Below are 26,071 nucleotides of genomic sequence, written 5' to 3' on the forward strand. Positions count from 1 at the left end.
AGGAGCGGCTTTTTATGCTGACAAACGATCTTAAAAATAAAACAAATCAACACATTTCAATTTATGACGAATTAAAATCAAAATTAAGGTGGAAAGTTGCTCATAATCAGATATTAATGCTCATCTCCTCTGCATATATTGTGAATAAAAGAGATTTTGATTTTCAGCGCTTTTATGATTTAAGCAGCTATATAAAATCAAACATCGGCAGCTTCTCAACACTCAATTCTCACCACCGCTTTACTGTCGCTTCAATTCTGGATATTCATTTTCAGCATGAGGCGAAGCAAGCGTTTCTTACTTTCATCGATGTGTACAGCCAAATGGTGAAGCTTGGATATAAACGGGATATTTTCACGTACCTTTCCGCTCTGATCATGCTCACCGGCAAGACCGAAACGATAAACCAAAGAGAACAGATGAACATGGGGCTCTCTGTTTATCAGCAGATGAAGAAAAATCACTATTTCCTCACTTCAACTCAAAATGTTCCGCTTGCCGTATTGCTCGCCCAAAACGAAAATGGTTTGCGGGCGCTGAACAAGGCAGAAACATGTTATCAGCTGCTGTCCGCTAACGGCTTTAAAAAAGGCCAATACTTACAACACGTCAGTCATATTCTTGCCCTGCAAAGTGAAAAAGACCCTGAAACCCTTGTTTCCCAATGCAAACTGATCTTTCAATCCATTACTGAATCTCATAAAAAGCCAAAAGATTTTCATTATCCCGATCTTGCCCTTCTCACATTCTTGGAAGAGCCGGACATCAAAACCGTTTTAGGCATCACTCATGAGCTGAACCAAGAAAAAGCATTTAAATGGGAAAAGGATATGAACTTCAAAATTGCTGTCAGCTTATATCTCAGCGAGTATATGGAGAAAAATCTGCTGATGGAATCAGGCCTATACACAGCAATTGAAACGGCCATCCAAGCACAGCAGGCAGCCGCGACAGCTGTGATCATCAGTTCATCAGCCATTCATTCACATGACGGAAACTAAAGGAGGAGAAAACATGCCATATATCACATTAGAAGATCAGACCCGCCTATACTACGAAACTCACGGGAGCGGGACACCGATCCTATTTATACACGGCGTGCTTATGAGCGGACAATTTTTCTACAAACAACTTTCAGCGCTATCTGCCAATTATCAATGTATTCGTCTCGACCTTAGAGGGCACGGCGAATCCGACAAAGTTCTTCATGGACACACCATTTCCCAATACGCCCGTGATATCAAGGAATTTATGTGTGCGATGGAGCTTGATCCTGCCGTCCTTGTTGGCTGGTCAATGGGCGCTTTCGTGGTATGGGATTATATCAATCAATTTGGGAATGATAACATACGAGCCGCTGTTATCGTCGATCAATCAGCTTCTGACTACCAATGGGACGGCTGGGGACACGGCCCGTTTGACTTTGACGGCTTGAAAACAGCGATGCACGCTATTCAAACTGAGCCGCTTTCATTCTACAAAAGCTTCATCAATAATATGTTCGCAGAGCCGCCAGCATCAACAGAAACAGAATGGATGCTTGCCGAAATTCTGAAACAGCCAGCAGCCATTTCAAGTACGATTTTATTTAATCAAACGGCAGCTGATTATCGCGAAACCATTCAAAACGTTCATGTGCCGACATTGTTATGCTTCGGAGAAGACCGCAAATTTTTCTCAATAGAAGCCGGAGAACACCTGCGTGAACATATTCCAAACGCAAAGCTCGTTACATTTTCTAGGAGCAGCCATTGTCCGTTTTTAGAAGAACCGGATGCTTTTAACAGCACGCTCCTGTCCTTTTTAGATGAGCAGATTGGAAAGTCATAAAGAAAAAGGAATTAGGAGATTAGGGCAAAGTATGAGACAATAAGAAATGTGCAGTAAAATACATGAGGGAAGAAGTGACTTTATGTCTTACTATAACAAACGAAATCAAGAACCGCTGCCAAAGGAAGATGTGAGTACTTGGGAATGCACAAAAGAAGACTGCAACGGCTGGACCAGAAAAAACTTCGCCAGCAGTGACACGCCATTGTGCCCTTTGTGCGGAAGTAAAATGGTCGACGGCATCCGTTCATTAGTGAATCTCCAAAACAACAGCCAAACGAAAACAAGTTAGCTCTTCCCTTTTTTAAAAGCAGTCTCTATCAGCAAACAATCCTCGATCAGAGATACGAATTTTATATCCAATAGCACGGCCTCCCGATTTGACGAGAGGCCGAGATAATGAAGCCCAAAACTGCAAACGTTTCGGGCTTTTTCACTTTCTATTATGGTATAATATGGATATTAGGGATGATGATGTGATCAAAAACCAACAGCAGGCTGACCTGAAGAAACGAGCTTCAGTCAAAAAGTTGAATTTGGCTATTAACTCATGTGCGGAACTTATGAATTGGTCAATACCGATCATCCGTTTCTTTAAATGGCTCGGATCATTTGCCCTGCACCTCGTCCATTAAAAAAATCACTCAGCATTTGCTGAGTGATTTTTTCAGTTGATGACAGAAAAGCTGTTGATGATGCCATTCGGATTTTCCCATACTTTTTTGAACGTCTTCGTATCAAGGTCATAAGAATAAATTGTCCGAACCTTGGCTTCACGCCCTGTTTCGTCCTTCAGCTTTTTAGCCCCCTTGGCTTCGGCAAGGAAATAAATCTTCTTTCCGTCCTTGGAGAACTGCGGCTGCGCGTCAATTAACAGCTTAAATGTTTTCTGGTTTGAAATGATTTTTTCATAGGTTTTCGTGTCTGCATTCAGCATTTGAATAGAAGCCGTTTGCTCCGTTCCTTTTTGTGTATATGACGTAAACAGAATACGTTTATCGTCATCAGAAACAGCAATATCACTGATAAACTGCTCCAGGCTCTTAAGCTCATGAAGGCCGCTTTCATTACCGGCCGAAAAATGAATCTTTGTCGGTTCAGGATCGATTCCCTTCTCATTGGCTTCATCCGTTTTTTTGTAATCTTCTTCTACAGAATAATGAAGCAATGCAAATGAATCTGTTTTTTGGTTATAAAAGAAGCTGCTGACGCTGTCATCCTGGTCATTAGCGGCAGGATACAGGTTTTTATACTTCTTCGTTTTCAAATCAAAGGATGCGATACGAAAATTGCTTTCGTCCGCTTTCCCTAAACGAAAATAGATTTTTGAGCGATCCTTTGATAAAAACAAGCTGTCCGCGCTTTCCGGACCTTTATAAAGCATAGTTTTCTTATCAGATTTAAGATCAAGCTTAAAAAGCCTCATCTCATTTTGATCGTTATTGCTTGTATAATAGAGCGCCTGCTGCTCTTGGTCCAAGGCAAATGCCGGATAGCTGGTCAGCTTCGCCTCGTGGATCACCTTATCATTTTCATAATACTTCGTCAGAAGATCGGTATCGGTAATCGAAACCAGAAGCTTCTCACTGTTCTCCGTGTTCACGGAAACATCGGCGGCACTCTCACTGCCTTTATCTTTAAAAGAATAAAACATAAAACCCGCAGCTGCCGCCAAAACAACGACGATTGCCAATAAAACGATTCCTTTTTTCATCTCTTATCTCCACCAATAGAAAAAGCAAGAATGCGACTTCTTGCTTTACAGATTTAAACTATGTATTAATAGCTGTAATGTCCCGCTACTTTTCCTTTGCTTAATGGGTATCCCAGCGCTTTAAACGCTTTAGGGCTTACATCCAGCACTGCATGAGGCATTCTGCCAACATCATTTTTATAAACCGTAATCACCTTTTTAGGCTTCGCTTTAGCATAAGCTCTGATTTTTGTCCCATTTCTAGGTACGTCAAATCCGATCTTTGTCGCACAGTCCCAATGTCCAAGTTTTTTACCTGAAGAGCCTTTTTTCCCAACTCCGTTATACCAAGTAATATTTCCGTTCACATGTTTTGCACTGGCATCTGCTGAAAAACTGAAAGCTCCCAAAGTACTTCCTACTAAGATAAAAGCGGCTAAAATGACTTTCTTCAACATTTCGTCCCCCTGTTTGTTAACATCTAGGAAAAATTATACACGATCAACCAGGGATTTTTTATTTCAATATCCTTACAGTAATGTTACAAAGTCGAAAAAAATCTCCTCTGCTAAAATAAACCATGGAAGATTATCCTATTATAATTACAGCATTAGCGTTATAATTGTTGATAGAGTAGTTGTCGCATTCAATATGAACGAACCATTACCGTATTGTTCAAGCCAAATTCATAGTTATGTAAACCAATCATACTCTCTCATCATAAAGAAAAAAGAGTGTGCGAGACTCTTTTTTCTTCAAAGTTTCTTATTTCAAAAAACGTAGATTATATTATATATAAGTTTTATCTTTTTTTTGGTTTTAAAAAATGGCGATTTTGTGAACAGTTCATATTGATCGGTGCGGAATTACTCATATCAAAAGATATAGGAGTGGTAATCCATGAAGGCAGCTAGATGGCATAACCAAAAGGATATCCGTATTGAAAATATTGAAGAGCCAAAAGCGGAACCGGGAAAAGTCAAGATCAAAGTCAAATGGTGCGGCATCTGCGGCAGTGATTTACACGAGTATTTAGGAGGCCCGATCTTTATCCCGGTGGACAAACCCCATCCTTTAACAAAAGAAACAGCACCTGTCACAATGGGGCATGAATTCTCCGGTGAAGTTGTTGAAGTCGGGGAAGGCGTTGAAAACTATAAAGTCGGAGACCGAGTCGTTGTGGAACCGATTTTTGCAACACACGGACATCAGGGTGCGTACAACCTTGATGAACAAATGGGATTCCTCGGCTTAGCCGGAGGCGGCGGCGGATTCTCTGAATACGTTTCTGTAGATGAAGAGCTGTTATTCAAACTTCCTGAGGAATTATCATATGAACAAGGCGCACTCGTTGAACCTTCTGCGGTCGCTTTATACGCTGTCCGCTCAAGCAAAATCAAAGCCGGTGACAAAGCGGCTGTATTCGGCTGCGGCCCGATCGGACTTCTTGTCATTGAAGCGCTGAAAGCTGCGGGTGCTACTGAAATTTATGCTGTTGAGCTCTCACCTGAGCGCCAGCAAAAAGCTGAGGAGCTCGGCGCCATTATTGTGGATCCGTCCAAAACAGACGATGTAGTGGCACATATCGCAGACCTTACAGGAGGCGGCGTTGACGTAGCCTTTGAAGTAACCGGGGTTCCAGTCGTTTTGCGCCAAGCGATCCAATCTACAACAATCGCCGGTGAGACAGTGATCGTCAGCATCTGGGAAAAAGGCGCTGAAATTCATCCGAACGATATCGTAATCAAAGAGCGTACAGTGAAAGGAATCATCGGGTACCGTGACGTATTCCCAGCTGTATTGTCATTAATGAAAGAAGGCTATTTCTCAGCCGATAAACTCGTTACGAAAAAGATTGTCTTAGACGATTTAATCGAAGAAGGCTTCGGAGCTCTGATCAAAGAGAAAAACCAAGTGAAAATTCTTGTCAGACCAAACTAAACATACAAAAAAAGAATCCGCATTCAAGTGCGGATTCTTTTTATTCCACTTAGCCAATCACTTCAGCGCCGGACTCTTCTTTAACCTCACTGCGATCATGAGCACGGAAGCTTTCCTCAAGCTGCTCAAGCGAAAGACCTTTTGTTTCCGGTAAAAACTTGTTCACAAACAGAATCGAGCAAATTCCCAGCGCAACGAAGATGAAGAACGTTGTTGATAACCCAATGCCTGCCATCAAAATAGGGAAAGTCAGACTGACTGCGAAATTGACCATCCACAAGCAGAATACCGTAACACCCATTCCCAGACCGCGAAGGCGCAGCGGGAAAATTTCTGAAAGCATCAGCCATGTCACTGGTGAAATCGCACCCTGCTGAAACGCCAGGAACGAAACCGTTAATGACAGAACCACATATGGAAGCGCAGGCGATCCTTCCAGCACAAGTGAAAATATCCCGATCAGCAGCAATGCCGTTGTCGTTCCGATCAGCCCTGTAATCAGCATCGGCCGGCGACCGACTTTACCGAGCAGCCAAATTCCGACGAACGTAGCCAAGACGGAGATCACACCATTGGCAATATTCCCGATCAGCGCTGCTTCCGTTTGAAATCCGGAATCTCTTAAAATTTCAGTGCCATAATACATGATGGAGTTTACACCCGTAATTTGCTGTACAATCGCAATTCCGATTCCTATGAATACAATTCGGCGCACCCACGGCACTGCAAGATCTTTAAACGTAGCTTTCTCAAGCTTATCCTCTCTTTTGAAAGCGGATTCAATTTCAGCCAGCTCAGAAGCAGCGCGTTTTTCGTCCCTGATTTTCTTCAAAACCCCTAAAGCATCTTCATTCCTTCCTTTTGAAACAAGCCAGCGAGGACTCTCAGGCATTCTGATCATTCCAAAGAACAGGAATACGGCCGGAAGAGACGCTATCACGAGCATAAATCTCCATACATTGGAGCTGTCTCCCATTGTCGTCCCGAGGATGGCATTAAAAACAAAGGCCAACAGCTGTCCGGATACAATCATTAATTCATTCTGGGTCACCATCCGTCCTCTGCTTTCCACTGGTGACATTTCCGCTAAATAAGCAGGCACCGTCACTGATGCGCCCCCCACGGCAATTCCAAGCACAAAACGGGAGATGATCATGATTGTTACGTTTGGAGCCAGTGTACACCCAATCGTTGAGATAAAAAATATAATGGCGAGGAAAAGAATATTTTTACGGCGTCCGTTAAAATCAGACATTCTTCCGCCAAGCACAGCTCCAAGTGCAGCTCCAAAAAGAAGAGAACTGGTGACGAGCCCCTCTGTGAAAGCATTAAGATTAAGCTGATCAGGCTCACCCATATATGGTAAAGCTCCATTTAATACCCCGGTATCATAACCGAAGAGAAGCCCGCCGAAAGTCGAAACTAAAATAATTGTGCTTAAAAATGACATTTGACTGCCTTTTGTATTCATACCGTTTCCCCCAGTCTTTTTCAAAATCGATTAATACCATTTCAAAAACTTATTCTAGGGCGTTGCCTTCCTCACAATTCGTAAGCAGGCTTCAGAAAAAATTCATCATGTTTTTCTCCAAATGGCCTCATAACCTTCCCTTCTTCTAAGCATGGCGGTTTCGTTGGAAGCGATTTCATTTCTTACTAAAAAAAACAGTGGGTATTTCTTTGCGCACATACTTGATGTTTTGTTACATTATAGTCACTTTATAGTTCTATTATAGTAACGTTATAGTTATATCTTTGTTACTTCTGATATTATCATAATTATTAAAACGCTTTCAGTCAATATAAATTTCTGAAAATTTTTTACTCAATAAAAGGAAAATCACCAAATCAAGGGGAAAATGAACTTTTTTCTTTATAAAATTGTGTAAAGCACCAAAATCCCTGTGAGTTTCTGTTCATCTGCTAATGTAAATAAAATGAGTAAGTGTTGGGTAACTTCTCCTATTTTTCTTCTCTGCAATGATCTCTTATCAAACATTCAATCAATTGTTTCAGACTCAAGATAAAAGGTAATAGAAAAGAAAATAAAAGGGCTGGCTTAGGGGAGGCAACAAAATTGAATGAGGTTTATGTCATTGCAGGCCTTATATTGTTGACAGCGGGGATGATTGATTTTTTATGGACCACATTATGGTTAGAGAGCGGTGCAGGCCCCATCACAAGATATCTGTCTGCATGGCTATGGAAAGGGTGCCGTAAAATCAGTGGAGACCACGCAAAGGTTCTAAGTATGGCAGGTCCTCTGCTGTTATGCCTGACGTTAGTGATATGGATCATTTTATTTTGGGGCGGGTGGTTTTTGATTTTCTCTAGTGACCCCCATTCACTCGTGGAAACTCAATCGAAAGAACCGGCGTCCTGGTCAGATCGAATTTATTTTTCCGGTTATGTCATGTTTACATTAGGAAATGGTGACCTCACACCAAATGGAGACCTATGGAAGCTTGTCACGGTTATTGAAACGGCTCAAGGCCTGCTTACCATCACATTTTCTGTCACATATTTGATTTCCGTCTTGAGTGCTGTTAATCAAAAGCGCTCATTTGCCCAAAGTGTATTAAGTCTGGGACGTGACGGAACAGAAATTGTCCAGAATACATGGAACGGCAAAGATTTTCACGACATTGATTTTCTTCTTGTCGCTATCTCATCAGAGCTGGGAAAGCTGACCGCTCAGCATAACGCCTTCCCTATCCTTCATTTTTACCATAGCACGCAGCGACAGGAATCATCCATTATAGCTGTCACTGTATTGGATGAGGCATTAACCATATTGAAATGCGGCATTCCTGAACAATATCAGCCGAATCAGCTTCACATCAAAGAAACGCGCTCAAGTATCAAAAACTACTTGGATACCGTTCATACTGCCTATATCCATTCAGCTGAACAAGCGCCGCCGGAACCAGACATCTCAAAGCTTCAACAATCAGGCATACCGGCTTTATCAAAGCAAACATTTCAAACAGCCGTCAATTCTTTAAAGGAACGTCGTCAATTGCTGCTGGGAGTTGTCCAAGCGGGTGCCCGAAAATGGCCTGTTCAGGAGCAGACTATAGACAACGGATAAAAAAGTCCCGAGTGTCTGATCACTCCGGACTTTTTACTTCATGATTCTTATACAAGCTTCTGCCCGCAATTTGGGCAAAAATTAGCTTCACCGGTTTTTGTTCCGCAGTTCGGACAGAAATTCGGTTTACTTCCGTTGCCAGATGACTGTGAGTCCGATGACTGTACTTGCTGATTTTGATTCATTTGATTCATCATCTGATTGGCCATATTCATTCCCATCATCATTCCAGCCATATCAGAAGCCGCTCCGCCTCCGCTCATCTTTCCGGATGCCATTCCATCCGTCATCGATATTTGCTGGTATCTGTTCACATCCCCAACCATACCGTAGGAAGCGTTCTTCGTAATCATATCCTGAACCTCTTGAGGATAATTAAAACTCATGATTTGAAAACCAGTGACTGTCATTCCGTCGCCGATTAATTGCATATCTAAGTCTTCTTGAATCCCCTTCGCAATGTCAAAAGCATTGGCTTGGAGATTAAACATATCTTTCCCTTCTCTAGTAATCCACTTCATGAGAAGCTGATCCAGAATAGAAGTGATCCGGGTTTTAATATCCTCTACGAAATATTGATCCTTCACGCCAGCAATTTTATCAATCAGGCTGATATAGTCCTGCACCTTGAAATTAAATGTGCCGTTTGCGCGAATTGGCATTCCGCCAGGCATTCCTACTGCCGGAATATTTATCGCCTGCTTTGTTCCCCATCTTACGGTAAATTCCTTCGTATTGACAAACAACACCTCGGCGCGCATGCCGCTGTTAAACCCAAACTTAAAACCCTTTAACGTTGAAAGGAATGGAATAATTTCTGATTCAATATCATAATCGCCATCATCTTGAAAAACCCCTTCAACTCGCCCATTGTTCAAGAAGACAGCATCCTGACCGGGACGAATGATTAAACGGCTTCCTTTTTTGATTTCACGATTGTTCCATTTATAAAAAATCATATCATCTCTAAATTCTTCCCACTCTACTACATTTGCTAATTGGTTTCTGAAAAACGACATCATAATTCTTCCTTTCTCTATTTTCTTCGACTAGAAACTGCCCCGGCTTCCGCTGTATGACGTGCCGCCTTTCGTAACACCGCCATCGCCGCCGCTGTCTTTATCATTTGATGGTTTTCTTTCTCTAGTTACAGTCGTTCTGATATAAGTGTCGTATTGATCAATTACATCAGACGTACGATGATCCATATATGTATTCCCATTAACCGTTACTTTGCCGCCCGAATGATAAAGCATGATTGAAACCGCGATGCCACCGACTGCGATGGCAGCAATCAGCTGAAACCACCATTTAAAGAACACGCTGTCGGGATTGACTCCCGGTTTTATGCCCATATCTTTATAAGAAAGCTGAATATAGGTCTTAAAAGCTTTGAAATAATCTTCATTTGATAAATCAGATGAAATCGTATTTCTGATGCTGTTTAGCCTGCTGTTGTCCAAATACTGTTCAGCTTTTTTGAAGCCCGCGATGAATACTTCTTTGTTTGCCATATCAATCGTTAAAATGGCTGTGCTGCCTTTCCCGTAACGATCATAAAAATCGCCAGTATAATCGGCAATATCTTCACCGTTTGTGCTTTTTGTCGTAATAACGATGAAATCAGTGTCCCTCTTTGCACCCAGCTCTGCCGAGAGAGATTCAAGTTTTCCGATTTCTGCTTTTGATAATAGATTGGCTTGATCATATACATGCTGCTGTGATTCAGAAGCTCTCGCCGCTTCGATCCCCAGTACCGGCATCACCATGAAGACAGCCAGCACAACAAGAATCGCTTTCCCTAAAAATACGCGCATCAAAATCCGCCTCCCATCATCAATGAGACGAGCTTCAATGCAAGAAATGTCCCGCCTGCTATTCCGCTAAACCATGCCGCCACTTTTCCTGAACTGATCGGCGGCTTTCCGACAACCTTTCCTGTTTGGCCGTTCATCGCAAAGGTATGCTCTGCTCTTTCATAATCGTAACTGACCATCCAAACAGGAAGCAAAACATAAAAGCTGTTCACATTTCTCGTGTGTATATGTTTGTCCCTCACATTGACCGACGTATATCCGGAAAAAGTAGAATGTATGTATGAATCTATATAACTGCTGATTTTCTCTTTTGCCCTCGGAAAAAGCTCCTCATCGGTATAATTGTATTTTTCCGCAATATAACCGGCCAAATATGCCGTTTGAAAGTCCTTCAGCTGATCGTATGAATAAGGCTCCAATTTGTCCATTATTTCATCATTCATTTTTTCAGAGGCATCGACAGGGATTTTCAAATAATCGAGATTGATATCCCGAAACGCTTCAAAATGTTCTGTTTCTGTGCAAATATAATCCCCTTCTTCATACTGATGGACTCTGGTACAGTTCGCTCTCACCTGTACTTCACTATTTAAATCAAACATCCAAAACGGGATATACATCCCGGTGATGCTTTTAATGCGATCGGCCGACATGAATCCTCTTGGTGTCAGAAGGCCTTTTTTGCACCACTTTCGAAATGCCTGCTCCGCTTCTTGTTTACTGATTGTAAATGGAATGACCTTCGCCGGTGCCAAATGTCCTGATAAACGATCGGCAAGTATTGCAGCACCTCCGCAGAAACTGCAAGTCGTCGCTGTCGTTTCAGCTTCCGTGATCAAAACGGCACCGCAGTTTTCACATTGATATTCTTTTGCCTCATCTTCAGAAAACCGCGCCGCAATGTTTTCTTTCGGAAGGCTTTCAATATTGTCTTGTCTTCCGCAGCTGCCGCAGGATAACGAGCCGGATTCACTGTCAAATGCCATATCACTGCCGCAGTTCGGACACTTATAAGATATTATCATTACCGTTCCCTCTCAAATCTTATGATAAATGGTGCCGCAGCCGAAAGCTGCGGCCTCCTATGTATTATTTATCCAGCATCATTTTCGCTTTTAACGCCGCAAGTTCATCATCAACCTGACTTGAACCGGCAGTATCATATTTTGCAGTCAGATCAGCAATATCATCCTGCGGAGCGCTGTTCAGTTCAGCCATTGCATTGGCCTGATCAAGCGCCTTATTTACTTTGTCCTCCATTCTGCCGAATGCAGACATTGATTGGCTTGTAGTCGAAACAGAAGCGCCAAGCTTGTTCATTCTTTCTTGCGTTTTCGCTACTGCCCACTTCGCCTTGATCATATTTTTGCGTGCTTCCAGCTCTCCAATGTCAGAAACCAGTTTGTCATGCATCTTTCTCATCTGTGCGGCATTGGTTGCAGCAATTTGATTCGCCGTCTGCAGCTCAGAAAGCTTTGATTCCAAAGATGTTCTTCTTTCAAGGAACTTTCTCGCATCGCCCTCATTCCCCGCTTGCAGTGCTTTCATTGCATAGCTTTCCATCTTTTCCATATCTGCCTGGCACTCGTGTAATTCTCTTTTTGCCCTCTGCTCCTCAGCCATAACAGCTGCTGTTTCTGCCTTAACCTTAGCCAAATCGCTATTCATGTTTCTTAAATACTGATCTACCATTTTCTCTGGATTTTCAGCCTTGTCCAATAAAGCATTGATATTCGCGGACATAATATCTTTGAATCTTCCAATTATACTCATCATATGTTCCTCCTAGAAGCTATTTCGGTATACCCCTTAATACATATACTATTTATTATCGTTAAAAGTTTCATTTTTTTAATAAAAAATGACATTAAAACAGAAAAATACATAACTTTTTACCCAAATATTAAGTTTAAGCACAAAAAATAAATAAAAAAGAGGATGCCTCCCCAAAAGTCCAAAGACTTTCAAGAAACATCCTCGATGTTTATAGAGAAACTTCAATTTCTTTCATGCTGGGCAGTGCATCAATCGCTCCAATTTTGGTGCAGACAAGAGCGCCCACCTTATTGGCAAAAGACACGATATCACGCAGCTGTTCAAAATCAGTTTCTACCGATTGAATCTTATCTGTACCAGCTAATTTGAACAAAGCCGCTCCGACAAAAGCGTCTCCCGCTCCAGTAGAATCAATCGAAGTGACAGGAATACTCGGAATGATTTCATGTTCCTTGCCATTAGACAGCAATGTTCCGTTTTTCCCAAGGGTCACGGCAACCATCTTGGCTCCGATACCATGGAGAATATTGACGCCCTCTTCATGATCCTTCGCACCAGTGATGATCTCCAGCTCCTCGTCACTCACCTTAACAAAATCACTTAAAGCAATGGCTCTTTTTGCAGCACTAACAAACTCAGAGACTCTTCCCTTCCATAAATCCCCTCGATAGTTAGGATCAAATGAAAGAAATTGCCCTTTATCCTTCGCAATGGACATAAGCCGTAAATAGGCTGTACAAAATGGATCAGATAACAATGCCGTCGCTGAGCCAAAATGAAGGATTTTCGCTTGATTCATTTTATCCTGATCGACATCTTCGATCGTAAACAGAGCATCCGCGCCTCTATTGAAAACAAAATCGCGCTCTCCATTATTCTTTAACGAAACAAAAGCAAGCGTTGTAGGTGCTTTCTCGTCCATCACCAGCATAGAGGTATCAACATGAACAGCCTCCAACGTTTGCTTCAGAAAATACCCAAAAGGATCCTTCCCTACTTTTCCTGCGAAAGCAGCATTCCCTCCCAGCTTGGCAATAGCGGCTGACACATTTGCCGGGGCGCCCCCGGCACTTTTTAAGAAATGGCGCCCTTCCATTAAATCAACATCAACATCGGTACAAAAGAAATCGATCAATAACTCCCCAATACAAACAACAGACTGACTTCGCATGTTATCACACTCTTTTTACATATTCTAGATTACAGTCTCAGTATATTACTTTCAGTCATAAATACAACCTTTTACATCGAATATTAGAAATATTAAATATATTCACTCACCTGGAGTACTTCTCAGCTCGGTGATGATCTGTTTATATCTTTTTTCAGTTAAAGGATAAAAGGCTATGATGATGATAGAGAGTAAAATAAATAGTCCCGGTATTAAAGCATTCATATGTTTAATCGCATTCAGTGACGTTACGGTTTGATCAGTATTCGCCACATATCCTGCGATTCCTAAATAGATCGCAGAAAACGAACCGGCCAGTGCAACACCTAACTTATTGATAAAACTCATGCTGGAAATCACCACTCCGTCGGCACGAACTCCTGTCTTCCATTCCGCATAATCAACACAATCGGCAACCATTCCCCAAGCAAGCGTATTTAAAGGGGTTGTAAAGAACCCTGAAGCAAATAGCCAGATGAAAATGAGCGTCACCGAAGAATACGCCGTAAAATGCAGACCTGCATACGAAATCAGTGACAAAGCGGCCGATATGATCATCACATTTTTCCTGCCCCACTTCTCAGAAAAGTATGGAATAAACAAGTTACTGATGAGAGCTGCGCCAAAAAATAAAACGGTTCCAAAGAACACCAATTCCTTATGATTCACGTTATACGTAAAGTAGTACACCATTGTACTGATTTTAATATTAAACCCGATTGCAAATGCTAAAAATGATGACGTTAGAATCAGCAAAGGTTTGTTTTGAAACAAAACAGATAACGTCTTTTTCATTCCCTGTTTCTTTGTTTTCTTAGGCGCAATCCGCTCACGCACAGTAAAGAAACTAAAGAGGTTCAAAGCGATGCTAACAATGGCATAGACGAGAGCTGTCATTTGAAACCCAAATGCCTGGTTCTCTCCTCCCAAAGCTGCTGCAAGCGGTGTTGCACAGGAGATGGATAGAAGGATTCCAACATAAACCAAGATCATACGAGTCGTTGTTAATACCGTTCTTTCTTTTACAGAATTCGTAATCCGGCCCGTTAAGCTGTTCACTGGAATCGTTTGCATACTAAAGGACATGCCGAGCAGAATATAGGTAATATACGCATATACGATGTTTCCCGTTGCTCCAAAGTGAGGAGTGGTGAAACACAGGACAGTAAATAATGCGAAAGGAAATGCCACCCACAACAGATAAGGCCTTGCCTTTCCCCACCTTGTGTTCGTTTTATCTAAAATAACCCCCATAATCGGGTCAAAAATAGCATCCAGCACCCGCACAACAAGAAATAATGTAGCGATGACCGCAGGCTGTATGCCGCCGATGTCCGTGTAATAAAACAGCAGGTATGCGTTTACAAATTGAAACACAATATTATACGACATATCACCGAAGCCGTATCCGATTCGTTCAAGCCAGGACAGACCGGCACTGGATTTTGTTTGATGTTTCGCCTTCATTACCGTTGCTTTTTCTGTTTGAATCATCTTTTCCACCCCAAGAATCCGTTTTCAATATTGAATACAAATCCAGTAAATAAGAGGGAGAATACGAGATTCTCCCTGTTCACTCAGCTATTCGGATAAACCATCACTTTTAAACATTCATTCTTAAATTGCAGTGCCCGCTCCATCGCCTCTTGCGTATGCTCCAGCGCATATTGATCCGTCACAAGGTGCTTCGTGTCAACAATACCCGAAGCAAGGAATTCAATTCCTTTTGGATACGTATTGGCATAACGGAAGATGCCGTATATATCAATCTCATTGTCCGCGATAAATGGCACATTTAGCGGAATTTCATTCTGAGAAGGCAAACCGACAATCGCAAGCTTTCCGCCGCGTCGTACAGAAGCCAATGCAGATTGCAGTGCCGCAGGATTCCCCGCTGTTTCCCAAGCAACGTCAACGCCTCTATCATTTGTAATTTTTTTGATCTCTTCAAGAGCATCCTGTTCACGGATATTGATCACATGAGTAGCTCCCATTTTTTTCGCGGCATTTAACCGCAGCGGCTCTAAGTCGGTCACAATGATTGTACTTGCTCCAAATGCTTTAGCGGCTGCAACAGCCATTAATCCAACAGGACCCATTCCCATGATCGCAATCGTTGATCCAGGCTGAAGCTTCGTTCTCATCGCTGCATGGATACCGACAGAAAACGGTTCAATCAAGGCAGCATCCTCATAGGAAAGTGAATCTGGAATGGAGAAAACAAAGTCCTGTCTGATTTTGATATATTGTACAAACGCGCCGTCTACTGGCGGCGTGGCCAAAAACTGTACATCCGGACAAAGGTTATAACGCCCTTCTTTGCACGCTTCACAGCGTCCGCACGTAACACCAGGTTCCACAGCAACGCGGTCACCGACTTTGAATTGATCAACAGACGAGCCGACAGCCGCGATTTCTCCCGCGCACTCATGTCCGAGGATAAATGGATTCTCCACTACATAGTTGCCTATTCTGCCGTTTGTATAGTAATGCAGATCCGATCCGCAAATCCCGACAGCCATTACCTTAATCAATACTTCATCCTGGCTGGTGTCAGGTACAGGCAATGTTTCTATTCTGATTTCTCTTGTGTTATGCATAATAGCAGCTTTCATGGTTTTAGGTACTGTGTGAGTCATTACGGCAAATTCCTTTCTTTATGAATACTTCTAACAGCATATGGCCGCTTCATCAAGAAATGTAAGTGCATACATTTTTGCGTTTTCTGTTACTGCCCTCATTTTATCTGCTTTTCAGCACGTTCAACAGCCTTTCCTGCTGTATAAAAGGACAGCCGCACTGTACTTTTTGATTTTTCATATACAAAACTAGCAGGATTGATAAAATAGTACTAATAGGAGGTGCAGGTTTTATGGCTGAACTTGAAGATCGAAAACAATTTGCTGAATTGCTGGCACCTGGCGTAAAGTCATTAAAACTTCATCCAGATTATAAAGTCAGTAGGAATAAGGACAAAAAAACAGGACAGTCTTATTTAGACAACATTTCACACCAGCTGGGAGTTTCCCCAAACACGATTAAAAGCTGGATCGGACAGATGGGTGTGAACTATGTCCCCGGAAGAATCGAAGACGGAAAACTGTTCGGAATGATCTGGATCATTCTTGAAAAAACCGATATGAATATACAGTGGTTTACCGACCTGCTTGAGACCACCACTATACCGGTAATCAAACCTGCACTGCCTGTATGGGCGGCCTCATGTCTTAAAAAAGCAAAAATAGTACGGCAGGACAACTCATTCGGAGCACCGCTTGATCAAGATATTGAAAAAACAGTCAAACGTTTATTTCCCGATATTCTCGACCATAAAACGAATGCGCTTACAGAACAGATGCCTTTGACACACAACTTACCGTCACGCTGGTCGGGTCACTTTATAGGACGAAGATTTGACATCGAGGCGATACGGCAATGGATGCTTTCCCCATCACCCGTCTGTTTAATTACCGGATGGGCAGGCATGGGAAAAACGACAACTGCTCTAGAAGCAGCCTATTCCTGTATCGGCGATTCCTCAGATTGGCCGGCATTCAACAGCATCATCTGGCTCAGTGCTGATTGGAAAGGATTAAGCTTTAGCGATTTTTTAAATACGATCGCATACCAGCTCGGGCGAACGGAACAAATTGATAAATCCATAAACGAAAAACGATTTGTCGTCCGCAATGCTTTGGCCAATTACACCAGAGAAAAACCGGTACTGCTAATCGTTGACAGCATAGACACTGCTGAAAGAGACATTCACGAATTTATCACCAGTCTGCCCCAAGGCGTGAAAATTCTCCTCACAGCACGTGAAAACTTGAAGCAAACCTATCGGGAAAGCTTCGGAGAAATGGTAACCATCCAGCTGAGCGGACTTGAACAAACAGATGCCCTGGAATATTTTCATCAAGAAGTGAACCGCTGCCTGCAAATGGGCAACGATCCAACTAAACGAGCAAAGCTAGCGCAGCTGCTGGAACTGTCTCCAGAACTGAAGAGCGAGTTCATTTCAGCGACTGCCGGAAACCCAAAAGCCATGGCACTCAGCATCGCCTATATGTCAGACGATGACATGCCCGCTCAGCAGCTGATTCATGAGCTCGGAAAAGCAGGCTACTCACTATTAGACCTGTTTGATTTTCTATTTGGGCGCACATGGCACAGATGCAATGAAGACACCAGGAAGCTATGGCAGGCGCTATGCTTTTTCAGCAAGCCGCCAGATGAAAAAAGCCTGGCGGCAGCGGCCGGATTAGACGCTCGCCGTTTCCATTACGCAGTTGAACAAATGCGGTCTTTTGCTCTGATTCAGCCCGAACGAAGCAAAGGAAGTACACAGTACTTAGCACACCAAACCGTTGTCGCTTACGGAGAACAGCACTTATCCGAACATCACGAATATGAAAAAGAAGCCCGCAGCCGCTGGGCGCACTATTATATTCATTATGCGGAAACCCATTTAAAGCGGGAACAGCCCAACTCTATCTATTGGAGCTATCTCCTAGGACGTAATTTGGACCAAATCAAAAAAGAATGGCCAAACATCCTAAAGGTGATCAAATGGTCAAGCGAAACCGATCAAAAAGAAATTCTAATCGAACTCATCACCCGCATCAGCCATTTTCTAAGCAGAATCAACCTGCCCCTGCGAATCGAATACGGACGTAAAGCCGCCGACGCCGCCCATCAATTAGGCCAACACACACGAGAAGCATTCTTCCGAATCGACACGGCAGGCTGGGCGCTGATGGAAGTCAATGATTTAGACGGGGCACTTCAACAAATTGTAGACGGACTGAAGATTCTGGAACAATCAGACACTGAAGAGCAAGACGTTCACGATCTAAAGGTATGGGGACTCGCACTGCAATCGAGGCTGTTTTTAAAAGCCGGAAGTCCTGAAAAAGCAGAAGCAATTTTAACCGAAATCAAAAATAAACCGATTTCCCCTGCGATTCAGCACAGAGTTCTATTGGTTCGCGGAGATCTGAGCTTTGCGAAAGGTCATAATGAAGTAGCCATTCAATTATACGAAGCGGCAAATGAGATAAGCTCTATGTATGGGGGCGAAAAAACGATAGAAGCCTATTTCAATTTAGGTGTGGCTTACGTGAAATGTGATCAGTTTGAGAAAGCGGAAGAAGCCTTTGAGCAGATGCTTTATGACAAACATAACGCCAATCAGGTTGAGTTGATTTATTATTATTATGGGATGGCGCAGCTGTTGTATCGTAAAGGAGATCATGCGGAAGCTATGGAATCTAATCAAAAGGCGATTCGTCTGATTGATTCGTGGGAGCCTGCGATTGGGATTCGGGGTGAGGTGGAACAATTGGGTAAGGCGCTTGAAGGAAATGGTATATCACATTGTAGTTAGGAAAGTATGAGGTCGATCTTAGACAAACGCTCTCATATCTTCTCTATTTATAAATAAATCAGGCCTTATCAGTTGAGTAAACTGATAAGGCCTTTCTAGAAGGTTGAATTACTCTTTCTCAATCTCCCCAAACCGAACCCCATTCTTATCCTTCCACTCCGTCAATCCATTAGCATGTCCACCTACAACAAACGCAGCTGCATAAGATGGACTTTTAAAAAGAACATTCTCCTGCAGGATCCCGCTCTGATTAATCTGCACCTGCTCTCTCTTCTGCTTTACACCACTCGGAATACTTTCTGAGTCAATGGTTTCGATCATGCTCCCTTTAAGGACTACAAAACCTTCATTTGTTTGTTCACAGGAGGCTTCAATTGTTTTTCCGCTTTTACGACTATTTCTACTCAGATAAAAAATTCTATTTTGACCTTCTCCAGTATTTACTTGATCTTCGTCTGATGAGCTTGTTTGACTCAGCTTTTCGAATACTTTATGTCCAAGTGCTCCCATAACAATTTGAGCGTATTCAATAAACTCTTCCAGCTCGCTCTGTTTCTCTTCAGTAATATTACCTATCATTGGCTCATTACCATTCTTCACTTCATAACGCTCAGCAACTTTTGCCATGTTGCAGAATCGACTCTCTAGATAGCTGATCTCAGTTGGCCCAAATGAATTATTTGAAGTCGTAAATACTACTGCTTCAGTCCAGTAATCTTTCTCTGGGCTGCGTTTATGCTCAATTAGACGATTAAGAACGCCTTCTCCATTTTTTCGTACACCAGCTTGGCCTACATATACAATGTCCTCACCGTTATCTTCCGATGTTCCAAAAAGAAAATATACTCCAGTCTGCGAAAGATCCTTTCTGTCGCGACACTTTTCGATTTCAGTTCTTGGTATCCTATAAGCCAAACCAGTCCAGTTCGCTAATGTACATTTAATTCTGCCATTTGCTTTGCCATCAATTAAAAATAGATTAATCTTTTTCCTCTAGTCATAAACTACACCCCATTTAAACAGCAGAAAATAGGTGCTTAATCAAACTCCATTTTCTGCTGCTTAGTCATAAAATATATATTTCTTCACATTAAAACTTTTCTTCTACAAAATAACTTTATCAATGTTTAAACCAAATAATAAGAATGCCACTGCGTTGAAATTATCACGACACGATTTCATTCATTAATATCTTAAAAATAAAATACTAGGGAATTATGATTAATACAGGAGCAAAACTAACAGATTGACTTTTAACTTCTCTTTATCTAATTAATTAATTGTTTCGCAAGGGGTAATATTTCTTCTATTTTTCTTAGAATTCGTTTTTGTTCTTTTAAAGGAGGAAGAGGGAACAATTGACTTTTCACAACTTCCCCAGTTATATCCACAAATGTAGTACCAGTAGCTTTTTTCATAAATTCATTTTTGAATGCTCTTAAAGCAAACAAAATAAATTTAGTATCCATTTCAACAAAAGTATCTACACCACAAAGCCCTCTACCTATGCATATCTTTTTATTTGTAATATTTACAATTCCTACAGGAGCTCTAACACATAATAGAACAGTGTCAGCTTCAACTACTTTAGTAAGGTTGTTTATCGACTGGTTAGAATCTTCAAGATAATCATCTCCGAAGAAAACCTTTCCTTGATGAAATTCAATTCCTTTATTTTCTTCAACTACACTTGAACCTTTGGGTGACTGTCCCATTATTATATTAAACACGTCACAATCTAACCCACTTCCAACTCTCCGGTATATCTAACGGTATCTCATCCTCACTAATTTCCGGAAGGGCCTTTGTCTTTTTAATCTTCCCTTCCTCAATCAGCCTTTTCTTCTCTTCCTGAATCTCCTGATAAAGTTCCTCAGCAGTCCCCTCTTCTTCTCGCTGCTCAACCAGCTTTACCTTGAATTGCATACTTAAAAATCGACTTCTGCATATCTTCCGGGAACTTTTTATTTAGTTCTTCCACTTCAGAATAAGCTTTATCATATTGATCGACATAAGGCATTAATTCTTCGACCTTTGCTACAATGCGTTTATGTTCCTCAACTGAAGATATGGGAATCAACGATGCTGTAATTTTTTCTTTCGATATATTTGGCTGAGCTCCACCGGCACCCATTTTTATATAAGCCGTTCTTTGTCCCATTAAATAATAAAACAAATATTTGTTATAAAAATCACCATAAGGTATGCAAACACAACAAGCTTGATTTGTTGTAGCTTCAATATTTAAAATACCTAGTTTACCAATAGTCGCTCCATACATAGCCATTAATACTGAACCTACTGGATTCAATCGAACAGAAGTTTTTTCTAGGGCTTTTTCTGAAATATATTCAGGTACATCTTCAATATACCCATCGTTTAAATCCCCTGTTTTTAACCACGGTATATTTCCTCCGTAATATTCTGGGTTTGACCTAGAAGGTGTTGCTCCTGCACTCCATGAACCGATTTCTCCAACCCTTACCCATAAGAATGATGGTACTCCCCTTAAATATTTGCTATGATTCATGTTTGGATGAATCCTTACTTCTGCTTAATAGGCAAAGCATGATAACCAAAAGCCAAATCGAGTAAGGCACTCGCTTCTTGACGTAGTAACAGATCCGTCGGACGGAAGGTAAAGGATCCGTCGGCGTGGATGGTAGTATCAGGGTCTACGATTCCTTGTGAGGCAAGTGCTTGAATGGCTTGGACCGCCCAGTCATCCGCAGCATCAAGCAATTTTACTTGATTGGCTTGTTCAGGCTGAATCTGCTTTAAGTTTTGAATCATGGTTGCTGCGACTTGTCTGGTAATCGGAGTCGCACGGTCATATCCTGGTATACCAGTTATAAATTGCTTCTTGGCCTCTTTGGAGTCATCTGGGAAATTGCTCCATCCATGTGCAAGCAACAAGGCATCAGCAAATTCTCCTTGTGTCATGGTGCCCATCGGATCGAATAGATTGCCTGCTTTAGCATCCATGATGTTTAAAGCATGAAGATTGTCGATGTGGCTTCTATAATTACTCTTTTGCGGGATATCAGCAAAGGGCGGTTTGATGCTGATTTTCTGGGAGTGAGCGGTAAAGCCTACCCCTTTAGGGTTGGTGTAATAAAAATATGCGATTTCTCCAGCCGTATTTTTTTTGAAAGCAACCTTATTTCCTTCCGAATCCTCAAACAACAACGGATGAATCATTTTGAGGACGTGTTTTCCAGTTTTTTCATCCTCCATGACCAGCGCCCCATTTTCATAGGTAAAGTGGGTACGAATCGCAAATAACCGTGTGTTTTGGTACAAGCCCAAGTATTTTTGAGCTTCTTTTCCCTCTAACGGGAGATTAATTGGTTTCTCCACCTTGTGAACAGGAAAGTAGTGATCCATAAACTCTTCATACACGTCTTTACTCATCATAGTGGCATCATTATTGTAAGACATGAAAAATGCGGTTTTCTGTTCAGGAACCAAAACCATCAAAGAAGAATGTCCCGGCATATTCCCTCCCTTTAATGCCACGTGTTGACCGTTAGCAAGATCATTGAAATATGTTTCAAATCCAACTGTCGCAATAGGAATCGTCTTATCTGCAAAAATTTGGTAGGTATGCATCATATCCATGCTTCTTTTACTTACGATTTCTTTACCTCCAAACTTTCCATTCTGTAGCTGCATAATCATGTACTTTGACATGTCTTCTCCAGTGGACAAAATGCTTCCTTGTGGTGCATCTGTCAGACCATGCCCACTTGTTGGAATAGAATCGCCAGTGGGACCGTAATGTGTAGCCATTCTCTTGAGAAGATCAGGCGTAAAACGTACACTTGTAGACTTCATGCCTAATGGTTTGAAAATATTCTTTTCCATATATCGTGAGAAAGATGAGCCCGTAACATTCTCCACTGCATATCCTGCGAGTGCAAATGCGAAGTTGTCATACGTATAAGCTTCACCGGGCGGCCGTACCACCGTCGGCATATGTTTAGAGAAAAACTCCTTCATTGGGATATCTTGATTAACGTATTCTGGTCCGGTTATTGTAGTGATATCGGGAAAATCCACGCCGCTGGTATAGGTCAGCATATCAAACAGGGTGAGGGGTTTTCCTGTTTTATTGGGTATTTTCAATCCACCGAGATATTGTTGTACATCATGATCTAGTTTAAGCTTTCCTTTATCGACTTGTTGCATCACGGCCAAGGCAGTAAAAGTTTTCGAGACTGAAGCAATTTGGAAGACCGTTTCCTTATTGACGGGAATCTTCTTTTCTTTATCTGCATAACCGTACCCTTTATTGATGACAACCTTTCCATCATGGACGACGACAAAACTTGAACCTTTTACATTGTACTCCTTCATTTTTTCCTCAAATAACGGATCAGCAAAAGATTCTATTTCTTTTGCATTATTGGGAGCTTTCGTCATTTGGACATCGGGCGTGGACGTCGATGGTTTTGATTCTCCAACTTCTAATGATTGTGGGGAACACGCAGAAATCATGCTAGTAGAAGTGAGAAGGATTGCGAGACTGAGTGTATTGATTGCTTTTTTCATTTTCGGACTCTCCTTTGTTTGACTGAAAATTTCTTGTCAGCACAACGAGTAGTCAGCTCGTCAGTGTATAAACCGAGTGTAGCAATCGGAAAGTCATAGTAGCTAGTGACCTTTCGTCATCTTCATGCATGACATAAAAAATAGAGCGTAGTACGGAGAGTTTTATAGTCATGATCTATAAATCATGACACTTTGACACTACCGTATGTGACAGGCGAAAAGTTAGAATCGAAGAGCGGCCCATAACGTATTAGTAAAGAAAAGAAAAAGGAGGAGAAACTCTAATGACGAAAGAAGCAGTTCAAAAAAGTTTGCAAGATTTCTACTTTTTGTTGTTTACCTTCGGATCTGGATTGTTTTACTTTTGCTTCTATTTGGCCAGCATTACATTTGCACTCGTGATGACAGTTATCTTCGTAGGTATTCCCTTGTTAGCGAGTGTGTTGCGGACAACTCACACGTTTGTCCAGTATGAACGTATTCAGACGAAGGTTTATACGGATATATCGATAGAGCCAATCCTACCAAGGACAAAAAGTGGAGGGGATAAATGGATTGAAGCGAAAGAAGCAATTCTTAATAGTAACAATTGGAGGGCTATTTTTTGGCTCATGCAGAAGTTTCTTATTGGGGTAATTAGCCTTATATGTGCCGTTATATTGTATGTAGCTCCGCTTGTATTTATCGTTACACCGTTACTTTTTCAATATCTTGATATATATTTATTGGGAATAACTGTTAATTCATGGAAGGATTCTATATGTGTCATGATCACTGGGGGTATTCTCTTTTGGATACGTACTTGTATTGGAAACAGTTTAGTTCAAATGATTGGAAAGTACACGATTTCCATGTTCAAAGCTATTAAGGGGTGATAATTTGTTTGGGATTTTGAAACAATGGTTTTGGTATGACTGGGTATTACTTTGTATACGTTTTGTCATCTGGCTCTCAATGATGTTAACTACTATCCAACACCAAGACCATTTGACTGTGCCACTTTGGATCATCATTCTTTGGGAAGTAGCCTCATTTTCAGTACCTTGGATTTGTTTAATGTTCAGTTATCGCTATTATCTGTTTACTGAGATAGTTTTGTTTGGTGGAGTTTGCTTCTACTTAATCTTATTATTTCCAACGGCTTATCTTGCTTTTTTAATGCCGACTTTCATGATCGCGGCAAATAGTGCCCATAAATCATACCGTTGGTCGAGTTCTATCACAATTGTTTTGTTTCCGTTTCTCATTGCAATATTTTCCCGTGAAATAGATGTATGGGTGATTATCCTACAAATGGGTCTGGCTTTTGCAATGGGATTTTCCTTTCGTTTACTCGTTGTTAATTACCGTAACAATGAAATTATTCGTAACCAGAAGCAAGTATTGGAACAGTATTTATCCCAGATTGAACGAATTACTTTGCTAGAGGAGCGTGATAGACTCTCAAAAGATTTGCACGATACGATGGGACATTCCTATACCTCAATCATTATGGGGATGGAAACATTACGTACGGAATTAAAGACAAAAGATGGGGAACAAAAGCTTGACTCATTATTGAAATTGGCCCGTAACAGTATGACAGAAGTGAGAACGTATTTACATCAAATGGATTCACAACAAGAATCACTTCCGCTAATTGTTACCTTGAAACAATTAGCGGAAGAGTTCCAGAAACATGCAAAAGTAAATGTACGCACTCGAATAATAGGGGAAGAGTACAAGGTCCCCAAACAAGTGAAAATGACACTGTATCGGAGCTTGCAGGAAGCACTGACTAATGCTGTGCGACACGGACAATCCACCGAAATCATTGTGTCACTGCATTTTGAGCCGCAACAGACGAGATTGGATGTGCAAGATAATGGCTGCGGAGTGGAGGAATGGAAAGATGGATTCGGGTTAACTGCGATGAAAGAACGTACGGCACAATTACAAGGTAGAGTCACTATATACTCCGAAAAAGGCGAGGGGACGCTCATCTCATGTGCGTTACCTAAACTGGAACAATTATCCAAAGACCGAATCCGCTTGTGTATCGTTGATGATCATTCGTTTATTCGAGAAAGTCTCTATACAATCTTGGATGAACAGAAGGACTTGCAGGTAGTGGGCATGGCTGAAGATGGAGAGCAAGCTGTAGAATTGTGTGGAAGGCTGAATCCAGATTTGGTATTAATGGATTTGGAGATGCCCAATCAGGATGGGATTCGTACCACCAAAATAATCAAGGGGAAATGGCCTGACATTCGTGTCCTCATCCTGTCAACGTTTCAGGATATAGAAAGGGCGAAGGAAATCATACGAAGCGGCGCTGACGGCTATCTGCTAAAATCCATAGAGTCACGTGAACTAGCTGAATCGATTCGCCTCGTCTATCGGGGAGCCACTATGATTGACCAAGAGTTGTTCCATAGAATGTGGGATGGAAATGATGAGGTAGAGCCAGCCGGATTGAAGTTAGATGGAAAAGAGTATGGCTTAACGAAACGCGAACTAGAGGTTTTGAATCTTTTGTCTCAAGGAATTCGTTATAAAACAATTGCTTCGGAACTTTACTTATCAAACGGCACTGTAAGAAATTATGCTTCCACTCTCTATGATAAATTGGGAGTCAAAAATCGAGAAGAAGCCGTGCAAAAGGCAAGAGATACAGGATTACTTTCATCTGCTAGGGGTGTGTGAACGTTCAAGGTTTCAGGGGACCACATGTCAAAAATATGTGTTATAGGCGATTTTACAGCTTCTGTAAATAATGTTTTGTTTTTGTTATAAGTTTTTAAGTAATTCATGTTTAATTTTCAATGAATCA

The 26,071-nt window shown here is 41.6% G+C and carries 24 protein-coding genes; 9 read left to right on the forward strand and 15 right to left on the reverse strand.

Features of this window, described 5'->3' with window-relative positions; translation table 11 throughout:
- Positions 1–14 precede the first annotated feature (14 nt).
- From KXD37_RS20600 to KXD37_RS20615, 4 genes are all read left to right on the forward strand, one after another.
- The gene (locus KXD37_RS20600; RefSeq protein WP_106021505.1) at positions 15–1,001 is read left to right on the forward strand and encodes a DUF4003 family protein; all 987 of its coding nucleotides are present in this window, start codon (positions 15–17) and stop codon (positions 999–1,001) included.
- 13 nt (positions 1,002–1,014) lie between these two features.
- Positions 1,015–1,830 (forward strand): alpha/beta fold hydrolase, encoded by an 816-nt coding sequence (locus KXD37_RS20605; protein ID WP_106022476.1) that lies wholly within the window; start codon positions 1,015–1,017, stop codon positions 1,828–1,830.
- An 82-nt stretch (positions 1,831–1,912) separates the two neighbouring features.
- On the forward strand, positions 1,913–2,122 hold the full coding sequence (locus tag KXD37_RS20610) for a cold-shock protein (RefSeq protein WP_003234008.1): 210 nt from the start codon (positions 1,913–1,915) through the stop codon (positions 2,120–2,122).
- A gap of 184 nt (positions 2,123–2,306) precedes the next feature.
- Positions 2,307–2,465 (forward strand): hypothetical protein, encoded by a 159-nt coding sequence (locus KXD37_RS20615; protein WP_038954158.1) that lies wholly within the window; start codon positions 2,307–2,309, stop codon positions 2,463–2,465.
- Positions 2,466–2,497: 32 nt separating this feature from the next.
- Here KXD37_RS20615 and KXD37_RS20620 read toward each other — a convergent pair whose 3' ends face one another.
- Complete coding sequence (locus KXD37_RS20620; protein WP_101861365.1) at positions 2,498–3,544, reverse strand: PD40 domain-containing protein; 1,047 nt, start codon at positions 3,542–3,544, stop codon at positions 2,498–2,500.
- A gap of 65 nt (positions 3,545–3,609) precedes the next feature.
- Entirely contained in the window at positions 3,610–3,981 is a 372-nt protein-coding gene (gene walM, locus KXD37_RS20625) for a cell wall metabolism protein WalM (RefSeq protein WP_081638245.1), read from the reverse strand.
- 442 nt (positions 3,982–4,423) lie between these two features.
- Between walM and bdhA the strand changes: the two genes are divergently transcribed.
- The gene (gene bdhA / locus KXD37_RS20630; protein WP_024120423.1) at positions 4,424–5,464 is read left to right on the forward strand and encodes a (R,R)-butanediol dehydrogenase; all 1,041 of its coding nucleotides are present in this window, start codon (positions 4,424–4,426) and stop codon (positions 5,462–5,464) included.
- A 49-nt stretch (positions 5,465–5,513) separates the two neighbouring features.
- Here the strand turns inward: bdhA and KXD37_RS20635 are convergent, their stop codons facing one another.
- A complete protein-coding gene (locus KXD37_RS20635) occupies positions 5,514–6,935 on the reverse strand; it encodes a sugar porter family MFS transporter (RefSeq protein WP_106021502.1) in 1,422 nt (473 codons plus the stop codon).
- Between the two features lie 606 nt (positions 6,936–7,541).
- On the opposite strand from KXD37_RS20635, the gene KXD37_RS20640 reads away from it, so the two are divergent.
- Positions 7,542–8,555 carry a potassium channel family protein gene (locus KXD37_RS20640; protein WP_106021501.1) on the forward strand — a complete coding sequence of 338 codons (1,014 nt, stop codon included), beginning with the start codon at positions 7,542–7,544 and terminating at the stop codon, positions 8,553–8,555.
- 47 nt (positions 8,556–8,602) lie between these two features.
- Here the strand turns inward: KXD37_RS20640 and KXD37_RS20645 are convergent, their stop codons facing one another.
- The 7 genes from KXD37_RS20645 to gutB all read right to left on the reverse strand — a co-directional run bounded on the left by KXD37_RS20645 (position 8,603) and on the right by gutB (position 15,958).
- The gene (locus KXD37_RS20645; RefSeq protein ID WP_106022475.1) at positions 8,603–9,574 is read right to left on the reverse strand and encodes an SPFH domain-containing protein; all 972 of its coding nucleotides are present in this window, start codon (positions 9,572–9,574) and stop codon (positions 8,603–8,605) included.
- Positions 9,575–9,604: 30 nt separating this feature from the next.
- The gene (locus tag KXD37_RS20650; protein ID WP_263463720.1) at positions 9,605–10,372 is read right to left on the reverse strand and encodes a TPM domain-containing protein; all 768 of its coding nucleotides are present in this window, start codon (positions 10,370–10,372) and stop codon (positions 9,605–9,607) included.
- Entirely contained in the window at positions 10,372–11,397 is a 1,026-nt protein-coding gene (locus KXD37_RS20655) for a TFIIB-type zinc ribbon-containing protein (protein WP_106021498.1), read from the reverse strand. Before KXD37_RS20655 ends, KXD37_RS20650 begins: the two co-directional genes overlap by 1 nt.
- Positions 11,398–11,461: 64 nt before the next feature.
- A complete protein-coding gene (locus KXD37_RS20660; RefSeq protein WP_106021497.1) occupies positions 11,462–12,145 on the reverse strand; it encodes a PspA/IM30 family protein in 684 nt (227 codons plus the stop codon).
- Between the two features lie 211 nt (positions 12,146–12,356).
- The gene (locus tag KXD37_RS20665; protein ID WP_106022474.1) at positions 12,357–13,319 is read right to left on the reverse strand and encodes a carbohydrate kinase family protein; all 963 of its coding nucleotides are present in this window, start codon (positions 13,317–13,319) and stop codon (positions 12,357–12,359) included.
- 102 nt (positions 13,320–13,421) lie between these two features.
- The gene (locus KXD37_RS20670; protein WP_255004892.1) at positions 13,422–14,813 is read right to left on the reverse strand and encodes a glycoside-pentoside-hexuronide (GPH):cation symporter; all 1,392 of its coding nucleotides are present in this window, start codon (positions 14,811–14,813) and stop codon (positions 13,422–13,424) included.
- Between the two features lie 83 nt (positions 14,814–14,896).
- Positions 14,897–15,958, reverse strand: a complete 1,062-nt coding sequence (gene gutB / locus KXD37_RS20675; protein WP_263463721.1) for a sorbitol dehydrogenase — start codon at positions 15,956–15,958, stop codon at positions 14,897–14,899.
- Positions 15,959–16,191: 233 nt separating this feature from the next.
- Here gutB and KXD37_RS20680 point away from each other — a divergent pair, with 233 nt between their 5' ends.
- Entirely contained in the window at positions 16,192–18,705 is a 2,514-nt protein-coding gene (locus tag KXD37_RS20680) for an NB-ARC domain-containing protein (RefSeq protein ID WP_263463722.1), read from the forward strand.
- Positions 18,706–18,813: 108 nt separating this feature from the next.
- On the opposite strand, the gene KXD37_RS20685 is transcribed toward KXD37_RS20680, so the two are convergent.
- The 5 genes from KXD37_RS20685 to KXD37_RS20705 all read right to left on the reverse strand — a co-directional run bounded on the left by KXD37_RS20685 (position 18,814) and on the right by KXD37_RS20705 (position 23,259).
- Entirely contained in the window at positions 18,814–19,689 is an 876-nt protein-coding gene (locus KXD37_RS20685; RefSeq protein ID WP_411910723.1) for a GIY-YIG nuclease family protein, read from the reverse strand.
- A gap of 284 nt (positions 19,690–19,973) precedes the next feature.
- Positions 19,974–20,435, reverse strand: coding sequence for a restriction endonuclease subunit S (locus KXD37_RS20690; RefSeq protein ID WP_188323583.1), 462 nt, complete (start codon positions 20,433–20,435; stop codon positions 19,974–19,976).
- Between the two features lies 1 nt (position 20,436).
- Complete coding sequence (locus KXD37_RS20695) at positions 20,437–20,631, reverse strand: hypothetical protein (RefSeq protein WP_263463725.1); 195 nt, start codon at positions 20,629–20,631, stop codon at positions 20,437–20,439.
- The gene (locus KXD37_RS20700) at positions 20,606–21,235 is read right to left on the reverse strand and encodes a restriction endonuclease subunit S (protein ID WP_188323582.1); all 630 of its coding nucleotides are present in this window, start codon (positions 21,233–21,235) and stop codon (positions 20,606–20,608) included. The genes KXD37_RS20695 and KXD37_RS20700 overlap by 26 nt, the downstream gene beginning before the upstream one ends.
- A 14-nt stretch (positions 21,236–21,249) precedes the next feature.
- Positions 21,250–23,259 carry a serine hydrolase gene (locus KXD37_RS20705; protein ID WP_188323581.1) on the reverse strand — a complete coding sequence of 670 codons (2,010 nt, stop codon included), beginning with the start codon at positions 23,257–23,259 and terminating at the stop codon, positions 21,250–21,252.
- 284 nt (positions 23,260–23,543) lie between these two features.
- Between KXD37_RS20705 and KXD37_RS20710 the strand changes: the two genes are divergently transcribed.
- Together KXD37_RS20710 and KXD37_RS20715 are read left to right on the forward strand one after the other, a co-directional pair.
- The gene (locus tag KXD37_RS20710) at positions 23,544–24,134 is read left to right on the forward strand and encodes a sensor domain-containing protein (protein ID WP_188323580.1); all 591 of its coding nucleotides are present in this window, start codon (positions 23,544–23,546) and stop codon (positions 24,132–24,134) included.
- Between the two features lie 4 nt (positions 24,135–24,138).
- Positions 24,139–25,944 carry a hybrid sensor histidine kinase/response regulator transcription factor gene (locus KXD37_RS20715; RefSeq protein ID WP_188323579.1) on the forward strand — a complete coding sequence of 602 codons (1,806 nt, stop codon included), beginning with the start codon at positions 24,139–24,141 and terminating at the stop codon, positions 25,942–25,944.
- Positions 25,945–26,071 lie beyond the last annotated feature (127 nt).

Origin of the sequence: Bacillus sp. XT-2, assembly GCF_025696525.1 — a bacterium.
Lineage (GTDB): Bacteria > Bacillota > Bacilli > Bacillales > Bacillaceae > Bacillus > Bacillus halotolerans.

What these genes read in the sequence shown, in the direction of transcription:
- KXD37_RS20605 (WP_106022476.1), top strand. Translation starts at nt 1,015, where the DNA reads ATGCCATATATCACATTAGAAGATCAGACCCGCCTATACTACGAAACT.
- KXD37_RS20610 (WP_003234008.1), top strand. Translation starts at nt 1,913, where the DNA reads ATGTCTTACTATAACAAACGAAATCAAGAACCGCTGCCAAAGGAAGAT.
- KXD37_RS20705 (WP_188323581.1), bottom strand. Translation starts at nt 23,259, where the DNA reads ATGAAAAAAGCAATCAATACACTCAGTCTCGCAATCCTTCTCACTTCT.
- gutB (WP_263463721.1), bottom strand. Translation starts at nt 15,958, where the DNA reads ATGACTCACACAGTACCTAAAACCATGAAAGCTGCTATTATGCATAAC.
- KXD37_RS20650 (WP_263463720.1), bottom strand. Translation starts at nt 10,372, where the DNA reads ATGCGCGTATTTTTAGGGAAAGCGATTCTTGTTGTGCTGGCTGTCTTC.
- KXD37_RS20695 (WP_263463725.1), bottom strand. Translation starts at nt 20,631, where the DNA reads ATGCAATTCAAGGTAAAGCTGGTTGAGCAGCGAGAAGAAGAGGGGACT.
- KXD37_RS20655 (WP_106021498.1), bottom strand. Translation starts at nt 11,397, where the DNA reads ATGATAATATCTTATAAGTGTCCGAACTGCGGCAGTGATATGGCATTT.
- KXD37_RS20635 (WP_106021502.1), bottom strand. Translation starts at nt 6,935, where the DNA reads ATGAATACAAAAGGCAGTCAAATGTCATTTTTAAGCACAATTATTTTA.
- bdhA (WP_024120423.1), top strand. Translation starts at nt 4,424, where the DNA reads ATGAAGGCAGCTAGATGGCATAACCAAAAGGATATCCGTATTGAAAAT.
- KXD37_RS20660 (WP_106021497.1), bottom strand. Translation starts at nt 12,145, where the DNA reads ATGAGTATAATTGGAAGATTCAAAGATATTATGTCCGCGAATATCAAT.
- KXD37_RS20710 (WP_188323580.1), top strand. Translation starts at nt 23,544, where the DNA reads ATGACGAAAGAAGCAGTTCAAAAAAGTTTGCAAGATTTCTACTTTTTG.
- KXD37_RS20700 (WP_188323582.1), bottom strand. Translation starts at nt 21,235, where the DNA reads ATGAATCATAGCAAATATTTAAGGGGAGTACCATCATTCTTATGGGTA.
- KXD37_RS20670 (WP_255004892.1), bottom strand. Translation starts at nt 14,813, where the DNA reads ATGATTCAAACAGAAAAAGCAACGGTAATGAAGGCGAAACATCAAACA.
- KXD37_RS20600 (WP_106021505.1), top strand. Translation starts at nt 15, where the DNA reads ATGCTGACAAACGATCTTAAAAATAAAACAAATCAACACATTTCAATT.
- KXD37_RS20680 (WP_263463722.1), top strand. Translation starts at nt 16,192, where the DNA reads ATGGCTGAACTTGAAGATCGAAAACAATTTGCTGAATTGCTGGCACCT.
- KXD37_RS20665 (WP_106022474.1), bottom strand. Translation starts at nt 13,319, where the DNA reads ATGCGAAGTCAGTCTGTTGTTTGTATTGGGGAGTTATTGATCGATTTC.
- KXD37_RS20620 (WP_101861365.1), bottom strand. Translation starts at nt 3,544, where the DNA reads ATGAAAAAAGGAATCGTTTTATTGGCAATCGTCGTTGTTTTGGCGGCA.
- walM (WP_081638245.1), bottom strand. Translation starts at nt 3,981, where the DNA reads ATGTTGAAGAAAGTCATTTTAGCCGCTTTTATCTTAGTAGGAAGTACT.
- KXD37_RS20645 (WP_106022475.1), bottom strand. Translation starts at nt 9,574, where the DNA reads ATGTCGTTTTTCAGAAACCAATTAGCAAATGTAGTAGAGTGGGAAGAA.